Origin of the sequence: Pelomonas sp. Root1444 (assembly GCF_001426885.1) — a bacterium.
Taxonomy (GTDB): Bacteria; Pseudomonadota; Gammaproteobacteria; order Burkholderiales; family Burkholderiaceae_C; genus Pelomonas.
Window position 1 is genome coordinate 522,478 of sequence record NZ_LMFP01000028.1, and the last position, 21,956, is coordinate 544,433.

Sequence of the window (21,956 nt, forward strand, 5' to 3'; positions counted from 1 at the left end):
CGCAGTCAGGCCGAGCCGAAGCTGAGGCCGCGCGACCGCAGCCAGGCCTCGGCCTCGGCAACGCTGGCGCAGCCATGGAAGTTGGTCATCGCAGCGGCGCGAGCCGCCATGGGCCGGATGATGAGGGCCTGGAAGCTGTCGGGGATGACCGTGGCCGCGGCGACGAGGCCATGGGCCAGCGCGTCCTCGAAGAAGGCCCAGATGCCGTCGAGCGCTTCCGGCGTCGCGCCCTCCCAGGCGGCGGTGTCGCTGAGCAGGCCCCAGGGCCGGCCGGCATGCGCGCGGGCCAGGCGGCCGCCCTCCTCGCGCAGCCGCTGGGCCGCAACCTCGTTCCAGGTGCCCTCCAGGCACAGGACCAGCACCTCACCCCGCCATGTCAGGCGGAAATGGCCGTGCTGGTTCCACGCGGAAGTCATGGCATCAAGCGGTCGCCTGCATGCGACCGACGACGTCGCGCACCTCGGCCAGCAGCGCCGGCACGTCGATGGTGGTCGGCTGGCGGTCGCGCAGCACCTGGCGGCCGCCGACCCACACGTTGCTGACCTGCTCGCGGCCCGCCACATAGACGAGCTGCGCCGCGGCGTTGTAGACCGGCTGGCACTCGAGACTGTCCAGCGACACGGCGACGACGTCGGCCAGCTTGCCGACTTCCAGCGAGCCCAGGTCGTCGCCTCGGCCCATGGCCTTGGCGGCGCGGATCGTCGCCATCTCCAACGCCGTGCGCGCGGTGGCCACCGTCGGATCGCCGGTGATGCCCTTGGCCAGCAGCGCGGCGGAGCGGATCTCGCCGAACATGTCCAGGCGGTTGTTGGACGCCGCGCCGTCGGTGCCGAGGATGGTGTTGACGCCCGCCGTCTCCAGCGCTTTCAACGGCATCACGCCCGAGGCGAGCTTGAGATTGGAATTGGGGTTGTGCACCAGATGCACGCCCTTCCTGGCCATCAGCTCGATCTCGGCCTCGTCGAGGTGGACCATGTGCACGGCGATCATGCGCCCGCTGAACAGGCCCAGCTTGTCCAGCCGCGCGATGGGGCGCACGCCATGCGCCTTGATGCCGTCCTCGACCTCACCGGCCGTCTCGTGGATGTGGCAGTGCATCTGGATGTCCAGCTTTTCGGCCAGGTCACGCAGCTTGATGAAGGTCTCGTCGGACACCGTGTACGGCGCATGCGGCGCGCTGGTCCAGTCGAGCAGCTTCTCGCCCTTGTACTGCTCGTAGGCGGCGATGCCCTTGGCGATGTAGTCGTCGGGTCCCGACGCATAGCCGGTCGGGAAGTCGATGACGTTCATCGACACGGCCGCACGCACGCCCGAGTCCACCGCGGCGCGGGCCATCGCGGTCGGGAAGAAGTACATGTCGTTGATGTAGGTCGTGCCGCTGCGCAGGCCTTCGGCCGCCGCCAGCTTGGAGCCGAGGTAGGTCCATTCCTCGCTGACCCACTTCTTCTCCAGCGGCCAGATGTGGTTCTGCAGCCAATCCATCAGCGGCACGTCGTCGGCGACGCCGCGCAGCAGCGTCATGGCGGAGTGCGCATGGCCGTTGATGAGGCCGGGGATGAGGATCTGCTCGGGCAGCTCGACGCGTGTCGCCTGCGGGTACTGCGCCAGCAGCGCCTCGCGCGGGCCGACCGCAGCGATGCGCTCGCCGTCGATCAGCAGTGCATGGTTCTCCAGCGTCTCTTCGCCGGCCTTCATGGCCAGCAGCCAGCGCGGCAGCAGCAGGGTTTGGGGCATCTAGTTCTCCTGGGGATTCAGATTCTCTGCGCGAGCAGTTGCTCGACTTCATGACGGCGCGGCATCGCGTCCTGCACGCCGGGGCGCGACACGGCGAGGGCTGCCGCCGCCTGGGCGAAGGCGAGCGCCTGGGCCACCGGCTGACCTTCGGCCAGTGCGGTCAGCAGCGCGCCGACGAGCGTATCGCCGGCACCGACCGTATCGACCGCCTTGACCGATCGCGCCGGGACATGCTGCACGCCGTCGGCGTCCACCCAGCACAGGCCCTCGGCCCCGAGGGACACCAGCACGGCGGCCGGGCCCTGGGCGCGCAAGGCCTCGGCCAGGGCGCGCGGCTGGTCCGCCGCGCCGCCCAAGGTGGCCACCAGCGCCTGCGCTTCCAGGGCGTTGACGACCAGCAGATCGACCAGCGGCAGCAGGCTCTCGCTGCCGGGGCGGAAAGGGGCGGCGTTCAACACCGTCTTGACCCCCGCCGCGCGGGCGCGCTCGAACGCGCGCGCGATGCTCTCCAGCGGCAGCTCCTGCTGGGCCACCAGCCAGCGCAGGCCGTCCAGCTCCAGCGCCTCGACCTGCGCCAGCGGCAGCGTGCCGTTGGAACCGGCGACGGTGACGATCTGGTTCTCGGCGTCCTCGGCGCCGACGACGATCAGCGCCACGCCGGGCACCTCGTCGGCGGGCTGGGTGATGGCACGGATGTCGACGCCCTCGCCCTTCAGCTGCTCGACCATCGCCGCGCCGTTCTCCATCAGGCCGACGCGCGCGGCGAGCGCCACGCGTGCGCCGAGGCGCGCAGCCGCCACGGCCTGGTTCGCACCCTTGCCACCCAGGCAGGAGCCGAAGCGCTGGCCCCTCAACGTCTCGCCGGGCTGCGGCAGCCGCGGCGCGTGCACGATGAGGTCGCGGTTGACGCTGCCGAGGACGAGGATCTGAGGGGCGGTGGCCATGGGCGGTCAGGGTCTCCGAAATGAAAGAACCCCTCGGGGGCGCCGAGGGGTTCGCGTGAGGCGAGGGCCGATCAAACAGCCATCAACGCTGGGCGATGGGCTTGACGTCCCGCGGGCTGGCGCCGACGAACAGCTGGCGCGGGCGGCCGATCTTGTACTCGGGGTCGCCGATCATCTCATTGAGCTGGGCGATCCAGCCGACCGTACGGGCCAGCGCGAAGATGGCCGTGAACAGCGGCACCGGGATGCCGATGGCGCGCTGCACGATGCCCGAGTAGAAGTCGACGTTCGGGTAGAGCTTGCGGGCGACGAAGTACTCGTCTTCCAGAGCGATCTTCTCCAGCTTCATGGCCAGCTCGAACAGCGGGTCGTTCTGCAGGCCCAGCTCGTTGAGCACCTCGTGGCAGGTCTCGCGCATCAGCTTGGCGCGCGGGTCGTAGTTCTTGTAGACGCGGTGGCCGAAGCCCATCAGCTTGACGCCGGAGTTCTTGTCCTTGACCTTGCCGATGAAGTCGCCGATGCGGGCCACGCCGCCCTGCTTCTGGATGTCGCCCAGCATGTTCAGGCAGGCCTCGTTGGCGCCGCCGTGCGCGGGGCCCCACAGGCAGGCCACGCCGGCCGCGATGGCCGCGAACGGGTTGGTGCCCGACGAGCCGCACAGGCGCACGGTCGAGGTCGACGCGTTCTGCTCGTGGTCGGCGTGCAGCGTGAAGATGCGGTCCATCGCGCGCACGAGCACGTCGTTGGGCTTGTAGTCCTCGCAGGGCGTGGCAAACATCATGCGCATGAAGTTGCCGGCGTAGCTGAGGTCGTTCTTCGGGTAGATGTAGGGCTGGCCGATGGTGTACTTGTAGGCCATGGCCACGAGCGTGGGCATCTTGGCGATCAGGCGGATCGCCGCGATCTCGCGGTGCTCGGGGTTATTGATGTCGGTGCTGTCGTGATAGAAGGCCGACATCGCGCCCACCAGGCCCGTCATGACGGCCATCGGGTGGGCGTCACGGCGGAAGCCGCGCAGGAAGAACTGCATCTGCTCGTTGACCATGGTGTGGTGCATCACACGGTCTTCGAAGTTGGCCTTCTCGGCGACGTTCGGCAGTTCTCCGTAGAGCAGCAGGTAGCAGGTCTCGAGGTAGTCGCAGTTCACCGCGAGCTGCTCGATGGGGTAGCCGCGGTACAGCAGCTCGCCCTTGTCGCCGTCGATGTAGGTGATGGTCGAGTTGCACGACGCCGTCGACAGGAAGCCGGGGTCGTAGGTGAACTTGCCGGTCTGGGCGTAGAGCTTGCGGATGTCGATGACATCCGGGCCGATCGTGCCCTTGTAGAGCGGCAGGTCCATCGAGGGGCTGCCGTCGGAGAACGACAGGGTGGCTTTCACGTCGGACGGGGTCATGGGGGCGGTCCTTTGAGAGGCTTTGAAAAACGGGAGTCAGGTACGCAGCTCGGCGAGAACCTCGCGCACCGCAGCGGTGTCGATTTCACCACTGGGTTCCTTGCGGCGCAGTAACAGATCCAAAAGGTCGTTGTCGGACAAGTCCATCAGCATGGTCATGCCGTCAGCGAGGCTGACGCTGATGCCGTCGGGGTGGCGATTGAAGAAGCGCTCGATGAGGATGTCGTTCTCCAGCAGGCCCCGGCGGCAGCGCCAGCGCAGCTTGGACAGCGCACGTTCGTCGATCATCGAAGCCACTTCACTCATCGTCTTCAGACCGCGCGACGAACCATCAACTCTTTGATCTTGCCGATGGCCTTCGTGGGGTTCAGGCCCTTGGGGCAGACATCCACGCAGTTCATGATGGTGTGGCAGCGGAACAGGCGGTACGGGTCCTCGAGGTTGTCCAGGCGCTCGGCGGTCGCTTCGTCGCGGCTGTCGGCGATGAAGCGATAGGCCTGCAGCAGGCCGGCCGGGCCAACGAACTTGTCGGGGTTCCACCAGAAGCTCGGGCAGCTCGTCGAGCAGCTCGCGCACAGGATGCACTCGTACAGGCCGTCCAGCTCCTCCCGCTCGACGGGCGACTGCAGGCGCTCCTTGTCGGGCGGCGGGTTGTCGTTGACGAGGTAGGGCTTGATGGAGTGGTACTGCTTGAAGAACTGCGTCATGTCGACGATGAGGTCGCGCACGACGGGCAGGCCCGGCAGCGGCTTCAGGGTGATGACACCCGGCAGCGTCAGCATGTTGGTCAGGCAGGCCAGACCGTTCTTGCCGTTGATGTTCATCGCGTCCGAGCCGCAGACGCCTTCGCGGCAGGAGCGGCGGAAGGACAGCGTCGGGTCGACGGCCTTCAGCTTGACCAGGGCGTCGAGCAGCATGCGCTCATGGCCGTCCAGCTCGACCTTGAGGGTCTGCATGTAGGGCTTGGCGTCCTTGTCGGGGTCGTAGCGGTAGATCTGGAAAGTGCGCTTCATGAATCAGTCCTAGTCAGTTGGGGACAGAGCTACTCGCTTCGCTCGGGCGGTCTGTCCCGCAAGGTCTTCAGAACGTACGGACCTTGGGAGGCACGGACTCGACGGTCAGCGGCTGGAGATTGACGGGCTTGTAGTCCAGGCGGTTGCCTTCGGAGTACCACAGCGTGTGCTTCATCCAGTTCGCGTCGTCGCGGTTCGGGTAGTCGTTGTGCGCATGGGCGCCACGGCTTTCGGGGCGGGCGGCGGCCGAGATCATCGTGGCCTGCGCGGCTTCGATGAGGTTCTCGACTTCCAGCGCCTCGACGCGGGCCGTGTTGAAGACCTTGGACTTGTCCTTCAGGCCGATGGAGCCGACACGCTTGGCGATCTCCTTGATCTTGGCCACGCCTTCGTCCATCGACGCCTGCGTGCGGAACACGCCGGCGTGCTGCTGCATGGCGGCACGGATGTCGTTGGCGACGTCCTGCGAGTACTCGCCGTTGGTGGCCGAGTCCAGGCGCGCCAGGCGGGCCAGCGTCTTGTCGGCGGCGTCCTTGGGCAGGTCCTTGTGGGACTTCGTCTTCAGGTTGAAGTCGACGATGTGGTTGCCCGCGGCGCGGCCGAACACGATCAGGTCCAGCAGCGAGTTGGTACCCAGGCGGTTGGCGCCGTGCACCGACACGCAGGAGCACTCGCCGACGGCGTACAGGCCGTTGATGACGTCGTTGTGCTTGCCGTTCTTCGGGATGACGACCTGGCCGTGCACGTTGGTCGGAATGCCGCCCATCTGGTAGTGGATGGTCGGCACCACCGGGATCGGTTCCTTCGTGATGTCGACGTTGGCGAAGTTGTGGCCGATCTCCAGCACCGACGGCAGTCGCTTGGCGATGGTCTCGGCGCCCAGGTGGGTCATGTCCAGCAGCACGTAGTCCTTGTTGGGACCGCAGCCGCGACCTTCCTTGATTTCCTGGTCCATGGAGCGGGACACGAAGTCGCGCGGGGCCAGGTCCTTCAGCGTCGGGGCATAGCGCTCCATGAAGCGCTCGCCGTTGCTGTTGCGCAGGATCGCGCCTTCGCCGCGGCAGCCTTCGGTCAGCAGCACGCCCGCGCCGGCCACGCCGGTGGGGTGGAATTGCCAGAACTCCATGTCTTCCAGCGGAATGCCGGCACGCGCCGCCATGCCCAGGCCGTCACCGGTGTTGATGAAGGCGTTGGTGGAGGCCGCGAAGATGCGGCCCGCGCCGCCGGTGGCCAGCAGCACGGTCTTGGCGTGCAGGATGTGGACCTCGCCGGTCTCCATCTCCAGCGCGGTCACGCCGACGGCATCGCCCTCGGCGTCGCGGATGATGTCCAGCGCCATCCACTCGACGAAGAACTGCGTGCGCGCCTTGACGTTCTGCTGGTACAGCGTGTGCAGCAGCGCGTGACCGGTGCGGTCGGCCGCCGCGCAGGCGCGCTGCACGGGCTTCTCGCCGTAGTTGGCGGTGTGGCCGCCAAAGGGGCGCTGATAGATGGTGCCGTCGGCATTGCGATCGAACGGCATGCCGAAGTGCTCGAGCTCGTAGACGACCTTGGGCGCCTCGCGGCACATGAACTCGATGGCGTCCTGGTCGCCCAGCCAGTCCGAACCCTTGACGGTGTCGAAGAAGTGGTAGTGCCAGTTGTCCTCGGACATATTGCCCAGGGACGCGCCGATGCCGCCCTGCGCGGCCACGGTGTGCGAGCGGGTGGGGAAGACCTTGGACAGCACGGCCACGTTCAGGCCGGCCAGCGCCAGTTGCAGCGAGGCGCGCATGCCGGAGCCACCGGCCCCGACGATCACCACATCAAACTTACGGGTCGCGAGCTGCGCCATCAGAGTCTCCACAAAACCTGGATCGCCCAGCCAGCGCAACCCACAAGCCAAACGATGGTGAACACCTGCAGCGTCAGACGCACGCCCACGGGTTTCACATAGTCCATCCAGATGTCGCGCACGCCGACCCAGGCGTGATACGCGAGTGCCAGGATGGTGACGAAGGTCAGCAACTTCATCCACTGCGTGGAGAAGATCGCTGCCCAGCGGTCGTAGCCGAGCTCGCCGGGCATCAGCACCTGGGCGAGCAGCACGACCGTGAAGAGGGCCATCAGTACGGCCGTGATGCGCTGCGCGAGCCAGTCACGCAGGCCGTAATGCGCACCGACGACGATGCGCTTGGAACCGAAAGTACTCATTGTTGTTGTCCTCAGGAGCTCAGTACAGGCCGAAGAGCTTGGCACCGAGCAGCAGCGTCAGCAGCGTGCTGAGCACCAGCGTGATCAGGGCCGAGCTGTGGCCTTGGGCCTTGCTGACGCTGTGCGTCGCATCCATCCACAGGTGGCGCACACCCGCGATGAAGTGCGCCAGGTACGCCCAGATCAAACCCAGCGTGACGAGCTTGACGAACCAGCCGGGGATGACGCCGACACCCGCAACGAAGACGTTGGTGAAGCCTTCGAAGGAGATTTCCGTGCGCAGGCTGTTGTCCAGCATCCAGATCACGAACGGCAGCAACGCGAACAACACGAAGCCGCTGATCCGATGCAGGATGGAGACGATGCCGGCCGGCGGAAGGCGGTAGCTGACGATCTGCGTGACGTGAATATTGGTGTAGACCGGTCTTTTCTTGACGCTGTCCGTCATGGTCGTGCCCGTAATCAATGTGAAACCGAAAGATTCTAGGGCAGAGACACAGGACAACCTTCGCGGTTGCTGCACTGCGGCATTGTCAGATTCAGTTCAAGTCATTGCGGTAGTGATCCGCGTGCGTGTGGTAGAGGCCGCGGCGCAATTCGACCGGTCGATCGCCGTAGGTGTAGGCCACGCGCTCGACGCTGAGCAGGGGTTCGCTCGTCGCCACCGCCAGCAACGCGGCCGCTTCCGCACTGGCGGCAACCGCCCGCAGCTTCTCCTCGGCGCGCACCATGTGCACGGCAAAACGCTCCTCGAAAAGCGCGTACAGCGTGCCGGCATAGGTGTCGATCAGCGCGCCGTTCAGACCCTCGAAATGCCGCTCCGGCAGCCACAGGTCGTCCAGCACGACGGGCCGGTTGCGGCGCAGCAGCAGGCGCCTGACCTCGATCACCGGCTCCGAAGTGCGCAACTGCAAGGCCCGGGCCGTCTCGGCCGTCGCACGGGCACGGCGGCAGTGCACCAGCTCACGGGTGAAGCCGCTGGCACCGTCGTCGGCCACGAGGCGCAGGAAGCGATAGGCGTCGCGCGGCGCCGTGTGCGTCGCCACGAACGTCCCGCGGCCCTGGCGCCGCTCGACGACATGCGCCGCCGTCAGCTCGTCGAGCGCGCGCCGCACGGTGCCGGGGCTGGCGTGGAAGCGCTCGGCCAGCGCGGCCTCGCTGGGCAGCGCCTCCCCGGGCCGCCACTCGCCCGCGGCAAGCGCGGCGACGATCAACTGGCGGATCTGCTCGTACAGCGGGGCGGGCGGCCTTGGCTTGGTTGGGGGCATGCGCGCATTGCAGCACAGGGTATGCCCGTACACTTGCCCGCCTTCAGGCGGCGCGCTTGGCGCCCCTCGACGTCAGCTTTATCAACTGTCCCCGGAGACCTCCATGAGCAAGAAACCCGTTCGCGTCGCCGTCACCGGCGCTGCTGGCCAGATCGGCTACGCCCTGCTGTTCCGCATCGCCTCCGGCGAGATGCTGGGCAAGGACCAGCCCGTCATCCTGCAGCTGCTGGAGATCCCGGACGAGAAGGCCCAGAACGCGCTGAAGGGCGTGATCATGGAGCTCGAAGACTGCGCCTTCCCGCTGCTGGCCGGCGTCGAAGCCCACAGCGACCCGATGAGCGCCTTCAAGGACACCGACTACGCACTGCTGGTGGGCTCGCGCCCCCGCGGCCCGGGCATGGAACGCGCCGAACTGCTGGCCGTCAACGGTGCCATCTTCACGACCCAGGGCAAGGCGCTGAACGCCGTCGCCTCGCGCAACGTCAAGGTGCTGGTCGTCGGCAACCCCGCCAACACCAACGCCTACATCGCGATGAAGTCGGCGCCGGACCTGCCGCGCAAGAACTTCACCGCCATGCTGCGCCTGGACCACAACCGCGCCGCCTCGCAGTTGGCCGCGAAGACCGGCAAGCCGGTGGCCTCCATCGAGAAGCTGGCCGTCTGGGGCAACCACTCGCCGACGATGTATGCCGACTACCGTAACGCCACCATCGATGGCCAGTCGGTCAAGGCGCTGATCAACGACGAGCAGTGGAACCGCGAGACCTTCCTGCCGACCGTCGGCAAGCGCGGCGCGGCCATCATTGCCGCCCGTGGCCTGTCGTCGGCCGCCTCGGCCGCCAACGCCGCCATCGACCACATGCGCGACTGGGCTCTGGGCACCAACGGCAAGTGGGTCACGATGGGCATCCCGTCCAACGGCGAATACGGCATCCCCAAGGACGTCATGTTCGGCTACCCGGTCACCTGCGAAGGCGGCGAGTACAAGATCGTCGAAGGCATCACCATCGACGAGTTCTCGCAGGAATGCATCAACAAGACGCTGAAGGAACTGACGGACGAGCAGGACGGCGTCAAGCACCTGCTGTAAACCGCCTCGGCAAGAAAGCAGGCCTCCCTCGGGAGGCCTTTTTCGTTGCGGCGCGACTCAGCGCGTGGCCGGCAGGCGGAAGGTCGACACCGTCGCCACCAGCTGCTGGGCCTGCACCTTCAGGCCGTCTGCCGCGGCGGCCATCTGCTCGACCATCGCGGCGTTCTGCTGCGTGGCCTGGTCCATCTGCGTGACCGCCGCGCCGACCTGCGACACGCCGGAGCTCTGCTCGGCGCTGGACGAGCTGATCTCACCCATGATGTCGGTCACGCGCTGGATGCTGCTGACGACCTTGTCCATCGTCTCCCCGGCCTGGTTGACCAGCGTGTTGCCGCGGTCGACGCGTTCCATGCTCTGCGTGATCAGCTGCTTGATCTCGCGCGCCGCCTCGGCGCTGCGACCGGCCAGCAATCGCACCTCACCGGCCACCACCGCGAAGCCCCGCCCCTGCTCGCCGGCGCGCGCCGCCTCCACGGCCGCGTTCAGCGCCAGGATGTTGGTCTGGAAGGCGATGCCGTCGATGACCGAGATGATGTCGCCGATGCGGCGCGAGCTGTCGTTGATGCCCTTCATCGTCTCGACGACCTGCTTGACGACCTGGCCGCCCTCGACCGCGACGTGCGATGCGTTCTGCGCCAGCTGGTTGGCCTGCTGCGCGTTGTCGACGTTGTTGCGCACCGTCGCACCCAGCTCGTCCATCGATGCGGCCGTCTGCTGCAGCGCGCTGGCCTGGCTTTCGGTGCGAGCGCTCAGGTCCTGGTTGCCGCTGGCGATCTCGGAGCTGGCGTTGGCCACCGACTCCGAGCCGTCGCGCACCTGCTGCACGATGCTCGCCATGCTGTCGCGCATGGCCTTGACGCCTTGCATGACGCTGGCCGTGTCGCCCGGCTGCAGGTCGATCTCGACGCCCAGGTCGCCCTCGGCCAACCGGTGCGTGATCGCGTTGACCGCGGCCGGTTCGCCGCCGAGCTGGCGCGTGATGCTGCGCGTGATGGCCAGCCCCAGGGCCAGCAGCGCGCCGACGAGGACGAGCACGCCCAGGCCCACCTGCCAGACGCGCTGCCAGATCGCCTGGTTGACGGTGTCGACATAGACGCCCGAGCCGATGATCCAGCCCCAGGGCGCGAAACCCTTTACGTACGACTCCTTCGGCACCGGCTGCTCGCTGCCGGGCTTGGGCCACATGTAGGGGATGAAGCCCGCGCCCTGCGCCTTGACGATGTTGACCATCTCGACGAACAGTGCCTTGCCTGTCGGGTCCTTGCTGGCCGACAGCGGCTTGCCGTCCAGCTCCGGCTTCATGGGATGCATCACCATGACCGGCGTGTTGTCGTTGATCCAGAAGTACTCGTTGCCGCTGTAGCGCAGCGTCTTCACGGCCGCGAGGGCCGCTTTCTTGGCGTCCTCGTCGGCCAGCTTGCCGGCGGCGACCTGCGAATGGAAATGCGCGACGACACCATGCGCGGCCTCCACCGCCTGGCGCACCGCCTGCTGGCGCTCATTCATGATGAGCGCGCGTTCCGAGAACAACAGGAAGCCGGCAACCAGCAGCACGCCGAGGACGGCGCCGAAGGTCTGCAAGGCCAGGCGGCGGGAGCAGCTGAGGGATTGAAGCTGGAACAAGCACGTCTCCAGTTGTCGTTGTGCCTTCCATCGTGTCACGCCGAGACCAGAACGCCCAGTACGAATTGCACGGCACCCGCCTTCGTTACAGTGCCGCAATGACCGCCCTCCTCCATCCCCGCGCGGCCTTGTTCGGCCATGAAACGCCGCGCGCCGCACTGCCTGTCGTCGACCACTACTGCGGCGTCGAAGCGCGCATGCGCAAGAGCCTGGCGCTGCAGGCCGAGCTGGGCCCCGTCTTCGACATCACGCTGGACGCCGAGGACGGCGCGCCGGTCGGCGGCGAGGCCGAGCACGCGCTGCTGATCGCCGAGCTGGCGACCAGCGCGGCCAACCGCTTCGGCCGCGTCGGCGCGCGCGTGCATCCCTTTGGCCACGACGCCTTCGAGGCCGACGTCGACACGCTGATTGGGAAGGCCGGCCCGAGCCTGGCCTACCTGATGATTCCCAAGCCAGAGAGCTTCGACGACGTGGACCGTGCCGCGGCCACGATCGACGCGGCGTGCGCCCGCCACGGCGCGCCCAAGCTGCCGCTGCAGGTGCTCGTCGAAACCCACGGCGCGCTGCGCGAGGTGTTCCGCATCGCCGCACATCCGCGCATCGAGTCGCTGTCCTTCGGCCTGATGGATTTCGTCTCGGCGCACGGCGGCGCCATCCCCAAGGCGGCGATGGAGCTACCGGGCCAGTTTGAGCATCCGCTCGTCGTGCGCGCCAAGCTGGAGATCGCCGCGGCGGCCCATGCCTTCGGCAAGACGCCCTCGCACTGCGTCGTCACGGAGCTCCGCGACAGCGAACGCTTGGCCGCCGCCGCCCGCCGCGCCGCCCGCGAGTTCGGCTACACGCGCATGTGGAGCATCCACCCCGACCAGATCCGGCCCATCGTCGAGGCCTTCGCGCCGGCGGCCGACGAGGTCGCCGAGGCGGCCGAGCTGCTGCTGGCCGCGCAGGCGGCTCAGTGGGCGCCGATTTCCTTCCGTGACCGATTGCACGACCGCGCCAGTTTTCGCTTTTTCTGGACCTTGCTCGAACGCGCAGAACGCACGGGCCGCGCGCTGCCCGCGGAGGCGCGATCGGCGTTTTTCCCCGTATCCATCGGGTAAAGCACGGAGCCAGGGGGGCGCCCGATGCGTCCGACAATCCCTACATCTGCTCACGCATGCCTCGCCGAGGCGCGGCCATCATGCGCGGCCCCATCCACCTTCCCACCCGCTCTCACCAGATGCTGTTTCACTCCCTTCGCGGCAGCGCCGCCGCCCTGATCCTCTGCGCCGCCCTGCCCGCCCTGGCCCAGGCGCCTGCGGCCAAGCCGGCCCCCGCCAAGCCCGCGGCGGCCAAGCCGGTTGGCGCCAAGCCTTCAGCCGCCAAGAGCGCGCCCAAGACGGCGGCGAAGAAGACACCGGCGCCGCCGCCCGAGCCCGTGCTGGTCGACGCCGACGAGGCGCAGGTCGCCGCCTCCGAGCGCGCCTATCTGGGCAACTACGCCTGCGAGTTCAACGAGAGCGTGCTCATCGAGAAGCATTCCAAGGCAGCCGGCTACATCGACGTGCTCTGGCAGAAGCACCGCTTCACGATGAAGCCGGTGCTGTCGTCCACCGGCGCGCTGCGTCTGGAAGACGTGACCGGCCGCACGCTGATGATCCAGATCGCCAACAAGTCCATGCTGCTGGACACCAAGATCGGCCAGCGCCTGCTGGACGACTGCGTCCACCCCGAGCAGGTCAAGCTGATGGAAGCTGCGAAGGCCGCCAAGCTCCACGACCCCGAGGCCGAAGCCGCCGAATCGGCGCGCAACAGCCTGGGCATCACACCGATGGCCGGCAAGTAGCCCTGCGGCTTGAAAGCAACCGGCTTCGGTATGTAGAATGCATGCATACTTTCTGATGCATACCTGAGCCGCCGCCTGCCAGTGGCGCTCAGCCGCTGGAGGCGCCCATGGAAGCCACTGTTGCCGAGCGCGGGCAGATCACGCTGCCCAAAGCCGTGAGGGACGCCCTCGGCCTGACCAAGGGCACGACGCTCAAGGTCGAGCTGGACGGCGGGCGCATCATCCTGCGCAAGAACGTCGACGACGCGCTGGCCAAGCTGCGCGGGCGCTTCAAGCTGCCCGAGGGCGTCACCACCGACGACGTCATGCGCGAATTGCGCGGCCGCGCGCCCGGCGATCCGGTGGAGCCGTGATCGCCATCGACTCCTCCGTCCTCATCGACCTGCTGGGTGGCGACACCGGGGCCGAAGCCGCCGAAGACTGCCTGCGCCAGGCGCTGTCGCGTGGCCCGGTCGTCGCCTGCGACGTGGTGCTCAGCGAAGTCGTCTCGGGCCTCGGCTTCGGCGCCGAGCTGCTGGACGCGCTCGAAGGCGTCGGTATCGTCTATTCCCCGATCGAGTCCCGCGCTTCCGTGCGCGCGGGCGAAATGCAGCGCCGCTACAAGGAGCGCCGCAAGGCCGCGGGCCAGGTTCCGGCCGGCCCACGCACCGTCCCTGACTTCCTGATCGGCGCCCACGCTCTGCTGCAGTGCCAGGCGCTGATCACGCGCGACCAGGGCTTCTTTCGCGACTATTTCAAGGGCCTCAAGGTCATCGTGCCTGGGGCTTGATTTCAACTGGAGAACCACATGCTCACCGCCTACCGCCAACACGCCGCCGAGCGCGCCGCCCTCGGCATCCCGCCCCTTCCGCTGGATGCCAAGCAGGTCGCCGAGCTGATCGAGCTGATCAAGACCCCGCCGGCGGGTGAGGACGCCTTCCTGCTGGACCTGCTGACCCACCGCGTGCCCCCGGGTGTGGACGACGCCGCCAAGGTGAAGGCCTCGTTCCTCGCCGCCGTGGCGCATGGCGACCTCAGCGTGGGCCTCATCTCCAAGGCCAAGGCCACGGAGCTGCTGGGCACCATGGTGGGCGGCTACAACGTGCATCCGCTGATCGAACTGCTGGACGACGCCGAAGTGGCCGGCGTGGCCGCGGAAGGCCTGAAGAAGACGCTGCTGATGTTCGACTTCTTCAACGACGTCGCCGCCAAGGCCAAGGCCGGCAACGTCAAGGCGCAGGAAGTGATGCAGTCGTGGGCCAACGCCGAGTGGTTCACCTCGCGCCCCGAGGTCGAGAAGAAGATCACCGTCACCGTCTTCAAGGTGCCCGGCGAGACCAACACCGATGACCTGTCGCCCGCCCCCGACGCCTGGAGCCGCCCGGACATCCCGCTGCACTACCTGGCGATGCTGAAGAACACGCGTCCCGACGCGGCCTTTAGCCCTGAGGAAGACGGCAAGCGCGGCCCGATGCAATTCATCGAGGATCTGAAGAAGAAGGGCAACCTCGTGGCCTACGTGGGCGACGTGGTGGGCACCGGCTCCTCGCGCAAGTCGGCGACGAACTCCGTCATCTGGGCCACGGGCCAGGACATCCCGTTCGTGCCGAACAAGCGCTTCGGCGGCGTCACGCTGGGCGGCAAGATCGCACCGATCTTCTTCAACACGCAGGAAGACTCCGGCTCGCTGCCGATCGAAGTGGACGTCAGCAAGCTCGAGATGGGCGACGTCATCGACGTGCTGCCCTACGACGGCAAGCTGGTGAAGAACGGCGAGACGGTCGCCGAGTTCAAGCTCAAGAGCGACGTGCTGTTCGACGAAGTGCGCGCCGGCGGCCGCATCAACCTCATCATCGGCCGCTCGCTGACGGCCAAGGCGCGCGAGTTCCTGGGCCTGCCCGCCTCCACGCTGTTCCGCCTGCCCTCGCCGCCCGCCGAAACCAAGGCTGGCTTCACGCTGGCTCAGAAAATGGTGGGCCGTGCCGTCGGCCTGCCCGAGGGCCTGGGGGTGCGCCCCGGCACCTACTGCGAGCCCAAGATGACGACCGTCGGCTCGCAGGACACGACCGGCCCGATGACCCGCGACGAGCTGAAGGACCTGGCCTGCCTGGGCTTCTCGGCCGATCTGGTCATGCAGTCCTTCTGCCACACCGCGGCCTACCCCAAGCCGGTGGACGTGAAGACCCACCGGGAACTGCCCGCCTTCATCAGCAACCGCGGCGGCGTGTCGCTGCGCCCGGGCGACGGCGTCATCCACAGCTGGCTGAACCGCCTGCTGCTGCCCGACACGGTCGGCACCGGCGGCGACTCGCACACGCGCTTCCCCATCGGCATCTCCTTCCCCGCCGGCTCGGGCCTGGTGGCCTTCGGCGCGGCTACCGGCGTGATGCCGCTGGACATGCCTGAATCGGTGCTCGTGCGCTTCAAGGGCGAGATGCAGCCCGGCGTGACGCTGCGCGACCTCGTGCACGCCATCCCGTTGTACGCCATCAAGGCCGGCCTGCTGACCGTCGCGAAGGCCGGCAAGAAGAACGTGTTCTCGGGCCGCATCCTCGAGATCGAAGGCCTGCCGGACCTGAAGGTCGAGCAAGCCTTCGAGCTCTCCGACGCCTCCGCCGAGCGCTCGGCCGCCGGGTGCACGATCAAGCTCAATCCGGAGCCGATCAAGGAGTACTTGACCAGCAACGTCGTGCTGATGAAGAACATGATCGCCGACGGCTATGCCGATGCGAAGACGCTGCAGCGCCGCATCGAGAAGGTCGAGGCCTGGCTGGCCAAGCCCGAGCTGCTCGAAGCCGACAAGGACGCCGAGTACGCCGCCGTCATCGAGATCGACCTGGCCGACATCAAGGAGCCCATCCTCTGCTGCCCGAACGATCCGGACGACGCCAAGTTCCTGTCCGACGTGGCCGGCACCAAGATCGACGAGGCCTTCATCGGCTCGTGCATGACCAACATCGGCCACTTCCGCGCCGCGGCCAAGCTGCTGGGCGGCCAGCGCGACATCCCGGTCAAGCTGTGGGTGGCCCCGCCCACCAAGATGGACCAGAGCGAGCTGATCAAGGAAGGCCACTACGCCGCCTTCGGCACGGCCGGTGCGCGCACCGAAATGCCGGGCTGCAGCCTGTGCATGGGCAACCAGGCCCAGGTGCGCGAAGGCGCGACCGTGGTATCCACGTCGACCCGCAACTTCCCCAACCGCCTGGGCAAGAACACCAACGTGTTCCTGGCGTCCGCCGAGCTGGCCGCCATCGCGTCCAAACTGGGCCACATCCCGACGGTGCAGGAGTACCACGAGGCGATGGGCATCATCAACAAGGACACCGCCAGCGTCTACAAGTACCTGAACTTCGACCAGATCGAGGAGTACGCGGAGACGGCCAAGGTCACGGCTCCGGCCTGCTGAGCCTGAACCGGCTTCGCCGCCAGCCCGCCGTGCGCAAGCCCGGCGGGCTTTTTGTTGCTTGCCGCCTAACGCAAGATGTCGACGAGCTCGCCATGGCCCCGGGCCTCGGCGTGGGCAGCAGCGGTCCAGCCAGCGGGGTCACGGTCCGACCGGGGGGCGCCGGCAGCGAGCAGCAGTTCGACCACTTCGCGCGCCCCATTGCGCGCGGCCAGCATCAGGACGGTGCGGCCTTGCCCATCGCGCAGTTGCGGGGAGGCGCCCGCTTGCAACGCCGTGCGCGCCGCCGTCGGGTCAGCCTGCTTGACGGCTTTCAGCAACGCAGCGTTGGGCCAACTGGCCGCGCTCACGGGCCTGGCCGCCCTGCACACCGGCTGCGCTGCCACGCCGCAGAAGGCGCTGCTCGACATGCAGCTGATCGAGCGCGACAGCGGTGTTGCCATCGCCTAGTACCCCAATGAAGGGCGCCGCTTCAGGCCCGGCCTGCCCGGCGCGCTATGCCATCCGCCTGACGGAGCAAGGCGGCGCGGCGACGCGGTGAACTCATGGCAGATCCTTCGCAAAGGTGGGACCTCTGCTTGTACGGAGCCGCTTGGCAAACGGGGTGAAAAAATAAAAAAGCGGCCCAAGGCCGCTTTCAGCGTGAGGGGCGGCCCGCTCAGGCCTTGATGTCCAGCAGCGCGCCGGTCGTGTTGAGCTGCGTCTGCAGCACCTTCAGGTTCGCGACGAAGGCGTAGGCCGCCGACTGCTGCTCGACCACCTCGTTGGCCGGGTTGATCTCGCGCTCCGGCACCTTGTCGACATTGGCCAGCTCGACGCTGGGGCGGGCCTGGTTGCTGCTGGCCAGGTTGGCAATGTTGGCCGCCGACGCGCGCAGGCGCTCGTTCGCGGACGAGATGCCGGACAGGGCGGTGGACATGGCGACGTTCATGGGGACTCAGTTTTCAAGCGCTATGGCCGCTACATCGGCAGGGCTGAACTGAACTTTAGAACATTCGGTGGAAAACCCCGCATTTCCGGGCATCGGAGGCCGCGCGATCGTGAAATCAGCCCGCCAGTTCCTCGAAACCGCCCTCGGAGACGAACACCCGGACGCTGTCACCACCCGCTGCCTTGGCCTCCGTGCAGGCCAGCGCAGCGGCACCCAGCACGGTGTCCACCGTGGTCAACGTGGCGTGGATCTGCACGACGCCCAGCGACGCCTTCACGCGCGTGCGGTGCAGGCCCCAGTGCAGCCGGTAGGCGGCCACGGCGGCGCGGATCTTCTCGGCAATGATCTGCGCATAGTGGTGGTCGCAATCGGGCAGCAGGATGGCGAAATGGTCTTCCTCCAGCCGCGCGACCAGGTCGGAGGCGCGCACCTTGCTGATCAGCAACTGGCCCAGGCCGTACAGGAAATGATCGCCCACCTCCGCGCCCATGCCCTGGATGACGTCGCCGAACTTGTCCACGTCCAGCCACAGCACCGACACCGGCTCGTTGCGGCGGCTGCCGACGTGTTCGCCGAGGCGACGCTCGAACTCGCGGCGGTTGGCCAACTCGGTGATGCTGTCGTGCTTGGCCGTCCAGGTCGGCTGCAGGCGCTGGGCGCGGGCCGCGGTGACGTCCTCGACGATCCACAGCGCTTCGGCGGCCGGGGCGTCCCAGTGCACCGGCGTCGCCTGCAGGCGGCCCCAGAAGCGATGGCCGTCACGCTTGACGTACTCGATCTCCTCGTCCAGCGGCTGGCCGGCCGCGAATGCCGCGGCGGCGCGCTCGCTCAGCGCGGTATGGGCGAGGTCGGTGGTGTGGACGATGCGGGTGGCCTGGCCGACCAGGTCGCTGTCGTCCCCGAAGCCGAACAGGTGGTTGAACTCTTCGCTGACGACCTGGAAGCGCTGGCCGGACACGAAGGCGGCGGCCGTCGGCGCACGCACCAGCAGCGCACGCAGGCGGGCGGCGGTAGCGTCTTCGGTGGGGGCGGTTGCGGCGGTGCTCATGAGGGTCTCCTGGGCTCTTTCCGAGCCCGACTATCGCAGGACTCGGTCCTTTAAACCATGCGGCAGATCACGGCCTACGGCGCAATCAGCTCGGCGTAGTCATAGAGCGCCGACAGGACCTCTTCGCCGCGTTCGTCCGCCGATTCGCCGAGCGCGTCGATGCGCTCCATGAACGCCGCCAGCGTCTGCGCGCCACCCTCCCCCCGGTGCAACCGCGCGTCCCGGTGGGACTGCCAGCGCTCGGCTTCGTCGGGCGACAGCGTCGAAGGAAAGTTGCGCGCGCGCCAGCGGAAGACCAGTTCGTCCAGTCGCGCGTCCTGGAAGGCCAGCTTGCCCTGCGCCGCGCGTTCGGCGAGCTGCTCCGGTGGCGTGGCACGAACCCGGTTCAGCGCGCGGCGGTCCTCGTTGCCGATGAAGCCGCCGTACAGGTCCTCATCCACGTCGGCCGGCGCGAACGGCTCGCGCTGGAACACGTCGCCCCACAGGCCGTCCAGCAGCCGGCCCTTCTCTGCCAGCAACCCCGCGCTGGCGAGTTGGGCTTGCAGGTCATGGCCCCAGCGCTCGGCCATGGCGGGTTGCAACGTCTTCAGGTTGCCGATGACGATGGGGCTCTTGTTGACGTGGATGGTCTTGATCGGCAGCCTCGTCACGCCTTCAGGAAGCGCCTCCTGCCTGGTGAACATGCGCTCGCGGATGGACGCCGCATCCAGCGTCAACAGCTCCTCGGGCGAGACGGCGCAGTCCCAGACGATCAGCTCGTTCTTGTTCGTCGGGTGCGGCGCCAACGGCCAGACCAGCGCGATGCAGCCGCGCTCCGGGCCGTACATGCCGGAGATGTGCAGGAAGGGCTTGCCCTGGCTCTGGGCGCTCGCAATCTCGTCCCAGACGGCCTGCTTGCCGCGCAGCTTCAAGCAGAAGTCCCACAGCTTGGGCTGCGCCTGACGCAGCTTGCGGGCCAGCGCAACGGTGGCGCGCACATCGGACAGCGCATCGTGTGCGGCCTCGTGGCCGATGCCGTTGGCAGCGGTCAGGTGCTCCAGCTTGAAGCTGGGGCGGCCGTCCTCGTGCTTGGGCCACACCATGCCGTCGGGCCGCAATGCATAGGCGCAGCGCACGACGTCCAGCAGGTCCCAGCGGCCGCAGCCGTTCTGCCATTCGCGGGCATAGGGATCGATGAGGTTGCGCCAGAACAGATGGCGCGTGACCTCGTCGTCGAAGCGGATGCTGTTGTAGCCCACGCCGATGGTGCCGGGCAACGCCAGCACGGTCTCGATGCTGGCGGCGAACTCATGCTCCGGCACGCCCCTCTCCAGGCAGTGCTGCGGCAGGATGCCGGTCAGCAGGCAGGACTCGGGGTCGGGCAGGTAGTCCGGCGCGGGCTGGCAATACAGCATCAGCGGCTCGCCGATCTCGTTGAGCTCGGCGTCGGTGCGCAGGCCGGCGAACTGCGCCGGGCGGTCACGCCGCGGCACGCGGCCGAAGGTTTCGTAGTCGTGCCAGAAAAATGAAAGGGAAGACATGGCTGCCACGATAGCGCAGCGCTAGAGTGGCTCGCATGAGATGGGTCGCGTCGCTCCTTCTGCTCATCGCCTGCACATCGACCCGGGCCGACGACGACGCGATCTCGCCCGACCGGCCCGATTTCACCAACGGCCCGGACGTGATGGCCGTGGGCCGCCTGCAGATCGAGACCAGCGGCGCTTGGCAGCGCGACGCGTCGTCACGGCTGCGCTCGACGCCCACGCTGCTGCGGCTGGGCGTCGGCCATAGCATCGAGCTGCGGCTGGAGACAGACGGCGCATTGCGCCAGAGCGCCCCACCGGCCAGCGGTCGCGGCGACCTGTCGGTCGGCTTCAAGTGGCAGGTGCAGGGCGGCGACGAGGCCAGCCCGGGCCTGGGCTGGCTGCTGGAGGCGCAGACACCCACCGGCAGCGGGCCGTTCAAGGGACACGGCCTGCGGCCCGCGCTGAGCTTCCTGGCGCAATGGGAGCTGCCCTCGGGCGTCTCGCTGGGGACCATGGCGGGCGTCGTCACAGCCCGCAACGACGCCGATCGTCGCTACACCGCCGCGCTGCTGTCTGCCAGCCTGGGGCTGCCGCTGGGCGAGAAGCTGCACGGCTTTGTCGAGATCGCCGGCCAGCAGCTCGCCGCAGCGCGCAATGGCGGCAACGTCGTCACCGCCGGCACGGGGCTGGCGTGGCAGCTCGGCAATGACGCCCAGCTCGACACCGCCGTCTTCCGCGGCCTGAACCGCACCACCCCGGACTGGGCGTGGACCGTGGGGCTGTCGCTGCGCTTCTGAGCGTTCAGCGCTTCTTGACGACCACGCTGCCGATGGAATAGCCGGCGCCGAAGGAGCAAATGACGCCCGTATCGCCCGCCTTCAGATCCGCATGATGGTGGTGGAAGGCGATGATGGAACCGGCCGAGGCCGTGTTGGCGTACTCGTCCAGGATCAGCGGCGCGACCTCGCTGCCGGCGTCCGCGCCCACCAGCTTCTTGATGACGAACTGGTTCATGCCCTGGTTGGCTTGGTGCAGCCAGTAGCGGCGGACCTGCGTGGGGGCGAGGCCCAGCTTGCCGAGGTGGGCTTCGATGTGGGCCGCGGCCATGGGCACCACTTCCTTGAAGACCTTGCGGCCCTCCTGATAGAACGTCAGGTCACGCGCATCGGGATCGCGGTCTTCGGCGCGGTTCATGAATCCGAAGTTGTTGCGGATGTTGCTGCTGAACTGCGTGGCCAGCTGGGTGCCGAGGATCTCCCACTGGTCGTCGCCGGTGGCCGTGTCCGCGCGCTCGACGATGACGGCCGTGCAGACGTCGCCGAAGATGAAATGGCAGTCGCGGTCGCGCCATTCGAGATGGGCGGAGGTGATCTCCGGGTTCACGACCAGCACGCACTTGGATGCCCCGCTGCGCACCGCGTTGAAGGCCTGCTCCAGCGCAAAGGTCGCCGACGAGCAGGCCACGTTCATGTCGAAGCCGTAGCCGCCCGCGCCCAATGCCTGCTGGATCTCGACGGCCATGGCGGGGTAGGCGCGCTGCATGTTGGCGCTGGAGCACAGCACCGCGTCGATGTCCGCGCCGGTCTTGCCGGCGGCACTCAGCGCTTGGCGTGCGGCGTCCACCGCGATCTCGGCCATCAGCGAGATTTCGTCATCGCCCCGCGGTGTGAAGCACGGGTACATGCGGGTCGGGTCCAGCACGCCCTCCTTCTCGATGACGTAGCGCTGCTTGATGCCCGACGCCTTCTCGATGAACTCGACGCTGGAATGCGTCAGCGCCTTGCGTTCGCCAGCGGCGATGGCCTCTGCATGCTGCGCGTTCTGCAGGTCGGCGTAGCGGTTGAAGGCCTCGACCAGTTCGGTGTTGGTGATGACATGGGGCGGGCGGTACAGGCCGGTGCCGCTGATGACCACGGCCGGGAATGAAGCTTGCATATTGAAGACGGAAGCCGCCGCCTGCTGAAGTACGAAGCCTGGAATCTTATCGAGGCCGCCTGTGGGCACTTC

The 21,956-nt window shown here is 67.7% G+C and carries 24 protein-coding genes; 8 read left to right on the top strand and 16 right to left on the bottom strand.

Annotated elements, in window-relative coordinates:
• Positions 1-5: 5 nt before the first annotated feature.
• The 10 genes from ASD35_RS20160 to ASD35_RS20205 all read right to left on the bottom strand — a co-directional run bounded on the left by ASD35_RS20160 (position 6) and on the right by ASD35_RS20205 (position 8,545).
• A complete protein-coding gene (locus ASD35_RS20160) occupies positions 6-416 on the bottom strand; it encodes a hypothetical protein (RefSeq protein ID WP_056876735.1) in 411 nt (136 codons plus the stop codon).
• A gap of 4 nt (positions 417-420) precedes the next feature.
• Positions 421-1,734, bottom strand: a complete 1,314-nt coding sequence (locus ASD35_RS20165) for a TRZ/ATZ family hydrolase (RefSeq protein ID WP_056876736.1) — start codon at positions 1,732-1,734, stop codon at positions 421-423.
• Between the two features lie 17 nt (positions 1,735-1,751).
• Positions 1,752-2,678, bottom strand: a complete 927-nt coding sequence (locus ASD35_RS20170) for a ribokinase (protein ID WP_056876737.1) — start codon at positions 2,676-2,678, stop codon at positions 1,752-1,754.
• An 82-nt stretch (positions 2,679-2,760) separates the two neighbouring features.
• Positions 2,761-4,071, bottom strand: coding sequence for a citrate synthase (gene gltA / locus ASD35_RS20175; protein ID WP_056876738.1), 1,311 nt, complete (start codon positions 4,069-4,071; stop codon positions 2,761-2,763).
• 36 nt (positions 4,072-4,107) lie between these two features.
• Positions 4,108-4,359 (bottom strand): succinate dehydrogenase assembly factor 2, encoded by a 252-nt coding sequence (locus tag ASD35_RS20180; protein ID WP_369819233.1) that lies wholly within the window; start codon positions 4,357-4,359, stop codon positions 4,108-4,110.
• A 23-nt stretch (positions 4,360-4,382) separates the two neighbouring features.
• A complete protein-coding gene (locus ASD35_RS20185; protein WP_056876740.1) occupies positions 4,383-5,084 on the bottom strand; it encodes a succinate dehydrogenase iron-sulfur subunit in 702 nt (233 codons plus the stop codon).
• Between the two features lie 67 nt (positions 5,085-5,151).
• The gene (gene sdhA / locus ASD35_RS20190; RefSeq protein ID WP_056876741.1) at positions 5,152-6,918 is read right to left on the bottom strand and encodes a succinate dehydrogenase flavoprotein subunit; all 1,767 of its coding nucleotides are present in this window, start codon (positions 6,916-6,918) and stop codon (positions 5,152-5,154) included.
• Positions 6,918-7,277 (bottom strand): succinate dehydrogenase, hydrophobic membrane anchor protein, encoded by a 360-nt coding sequence (gene sdhD / locus ASD35_RS20195; RefSeq protein WP_056876742.1) that lies wholly within the window; start codon positions 7,275-7,277, stop codon positions 6,918-6,920. The genes sdhA and sdhD overlap by 1 nt, the downstream gene beginning before the upstream one ends.
• Before the next feature lie 19 nt (positions 7,278-7,296).
• Positions 7,297-7,725 carry a succinate dehydrogenase, cytochrome b556 subunit gene (gene sdhC, locus ASD35_RS20200; RefSeq protein WP_056876743.1) on the bottom strand — a complete coding sequence of 143 codons (429 nt, stop codon included), beginning with the start codon at positions 7,723-7,725 and terminating at the stop codon, positions 7,297-7,299.
• Between the two features lie 91 nt (positions 7,726-7,816).
• The gene (locus ASD35_RS20205) at positions 7,817-8,545 is read right to left on the bottom strand and encodes a GntR family transcriptional regulator (protein ID WP_056876744.1); all 729 of its coding nucleotides are present in this window, start codon (positions 8,543-8,545) and stop codon (positions 7,817-7,819) included.
• 103 nt (positions 8,546-8,648) lie between these two features.
• On the opposite strand from ASD35_RS20205, the gene ASD35_RS20210 reads away from it, so the two are divergent.
• Entirely contained in the window at positions 8,649-9,635 is a 987-nt protein-coding gene (locus tag ASD35_RS20210; protein WP_056876745.1) for a malate dehydrogenase, read from the top strand.
• Positions 9,636-9,692: 57 nt separating this feature from the next.
• Here ASD35_RS20210 and ASD35_RS20215 read toward each other — a convergent pair whose 3' ends face one another.
• Positions 9,693-11,258 carry a methyl-accepting chemotaxis protein gene (locus ASD35_RS20215; RefSeq protein WP_082580303.1) on the bottom strand — a complete coding sequence of 522 codons (1,566 nt, stop codon included), beginning with the start codon at positions 11,256-11,258 and terminating at the stop codon, positions 9,693-9,695.
• A gap of 98 nt (positions 11,259-11,356) precedes the next feature.
• Here ASD35_RS20215 and ASD35_RS20220 point away from each other — a divergent pair, with 98 nt between their 5' ends.
• The 5 genes from ASD35_RS20220 (at position 11,357) to acnB (ending at position 16,468) form a co-directional block, all read left to right on the top strand.
• Complete coding sequence (locus tag ASD35_RS20220) at positions 11,357-12,358, top strand: CoA ester lyase (RefSeq protein ID WP_056876746.1); 1,002 nt, start codon at positions 11,357-11,359, stop codon at positions 12,356-12,358.
• Positions 12,359-12,477: 119 nt separating this feature from the next.
• Entirely contained in the window at positions 12,478-13,083 is a 606-nt protein-coding gene (locus tag ASD35_RS20225; protein ID WP_056876747.1) for a hypothetical protein, read from the top strand.
• A 107-nt stretch (positions 13,084-13,190) separates the two neighbouring features.
• Positions 13,191-13,436, top strand: coding sequence for an AbrB/MazE/SpoVT family DNA-binding domain-containing protein (locus ASD35_RS20230; protein WP_056196361.1), 246 nt, complete (start codon positions 13,191-13,193; stop codon positions 13,434-13,436).
• A complete protein-coding gene (locus ASD35_RS20235; RefSeq protein ID WP_056876748.1) occupies positions 13,433-13,852 on the top strand; it encodes a type II toxin-antitoxin system VapC family toxin in 420 nt (139 codons plus the stop codon). The genes ASD35_RS20230 and ASD35_RS20235 overlap by 4 nt, the downstream gene beginning before the upstream one ends.
• An 18-nt stretch (positions 13,853-13,870) precedes the next feature.
• The gene (gene acnB, locus ASD35_RS20240; RefSeq protein ID WP_056876749.1) at positions 13,871-16,468 is read left to right on the top strand and encodes a bifunctional aconitate hydratase 2/2-methylisocitrate dehydratase; all 2,598 of its coding nucleotides are present in this window, start codon (positions 13,871-13,873) and stop codon (positions 16,466-16,468) included.
• Between the two features lie 65 nt (positions 16,469-16,533).
• On the opposite strand, the gene ASD35_RS20245 is transcribed toward acnB, so the two are convergent.
• Positions 16,534-16,785, bottom strand: coding sequence for an ankyrin repeat domain-containing protein (locus tag ASD35_RS20245; protein WP_056876750.1), 252 nt, complete (start codon positions 16,783-16,785; stop codon positions 16,534-16,536).
• 7 nt (positions 16,786-16,792) lie between these two features.
• Between ASD35_RS20245 and ASD35_RS28325 the strand changes: the two genes are divergently transcribed.
• A complete protein-coding gene (locus ASD35_RS28325; RefSeq protein WP_255354543.1) occupies positions 16,793-16,915 on the top strand; it encodes a hypothetical protein in 123 nt (40 codons plus the stop codon).
• Between the two features lie 208 nt (positions 16,916-17,123).
• Here ASD35_RS28325 and ASD35_RS20250 read toward each other — a convergent pair whose 3' ends face one another.
• The 3 genes from ASD35_RS20250 to sbcB all read right to left on the bottom strand — a co-directional run bounded on the left by ASD35_RS20250 (position 17,124) and on the right by sbcB (position 19,964).
• A complete protein-coding gene (locus ASD35_RS20250) occupies positions 17,124-17,396 on the bottom strand; it encodes a hypothetical protein (protein WP_056876751.1) in 273 nt (90 codons plus the stop codon).
• A gap of 115 nt (positions 17,397-17,511) precedes the next feature.
• Positions 17,512-18,444, bottom strand: coding sequence for a GGDEF domain-containing protein (locus ASD35_RS20255; protein ID WP_056876752.1), 933 nt, complete (start codon positions 18,442-18,444; stop codon positions 17,512-17,514).
• A gap of 74 nt (positions 18,445-18,518) precedes the next feature.
• Positions 18,519-19,964, bottom strand: coding sequence for an exodeoxyribonuclease I (gene sbcB, locus ASD35_RS20260; RefSeq protein WP_056876753.1), 1,446 nt, complete (start codon positions 19,962-19,964; stop codon positions 18,519-18,521).
• A 35-nt stretch (positions 19,965-19,999) separates the two neighbouring features.
• Here sbcB and ASD35_RS20265 point away from each other — a divergent pair, with 35 nt between their 5' ends.
• The gene (locus tag ASD35_RS20265) at positions 20,000-20,746 is read left to right on the top strand and encodes a transporter (RefSeq protein ID WP_056876754.1); all 747 of its coding nucleotides are present in this window, start codon (positions 20,000-20,002) and stop codon (positions 20,744-20,746) included.
• Between the two features lie 4 nt (positions 20,747-20,750).
• On the opposite strand, the gene ASD35_RS20270 is transcribed toward ASD35_RS20265, so the two are convergent.
• Complete coding sequence (locus tag ASD35_RS20270; protein ID WP_056876755.1) at positions 20,751-21,884, bottom strand: beta-ketoacyl-ACP synthase III; 1,134 nt, start codon at positions 21,882-21,884, stop codon at positions 20,751-20,753.
• Positions 21,885-21,956 lie beyond the last annotated feature (72 nt).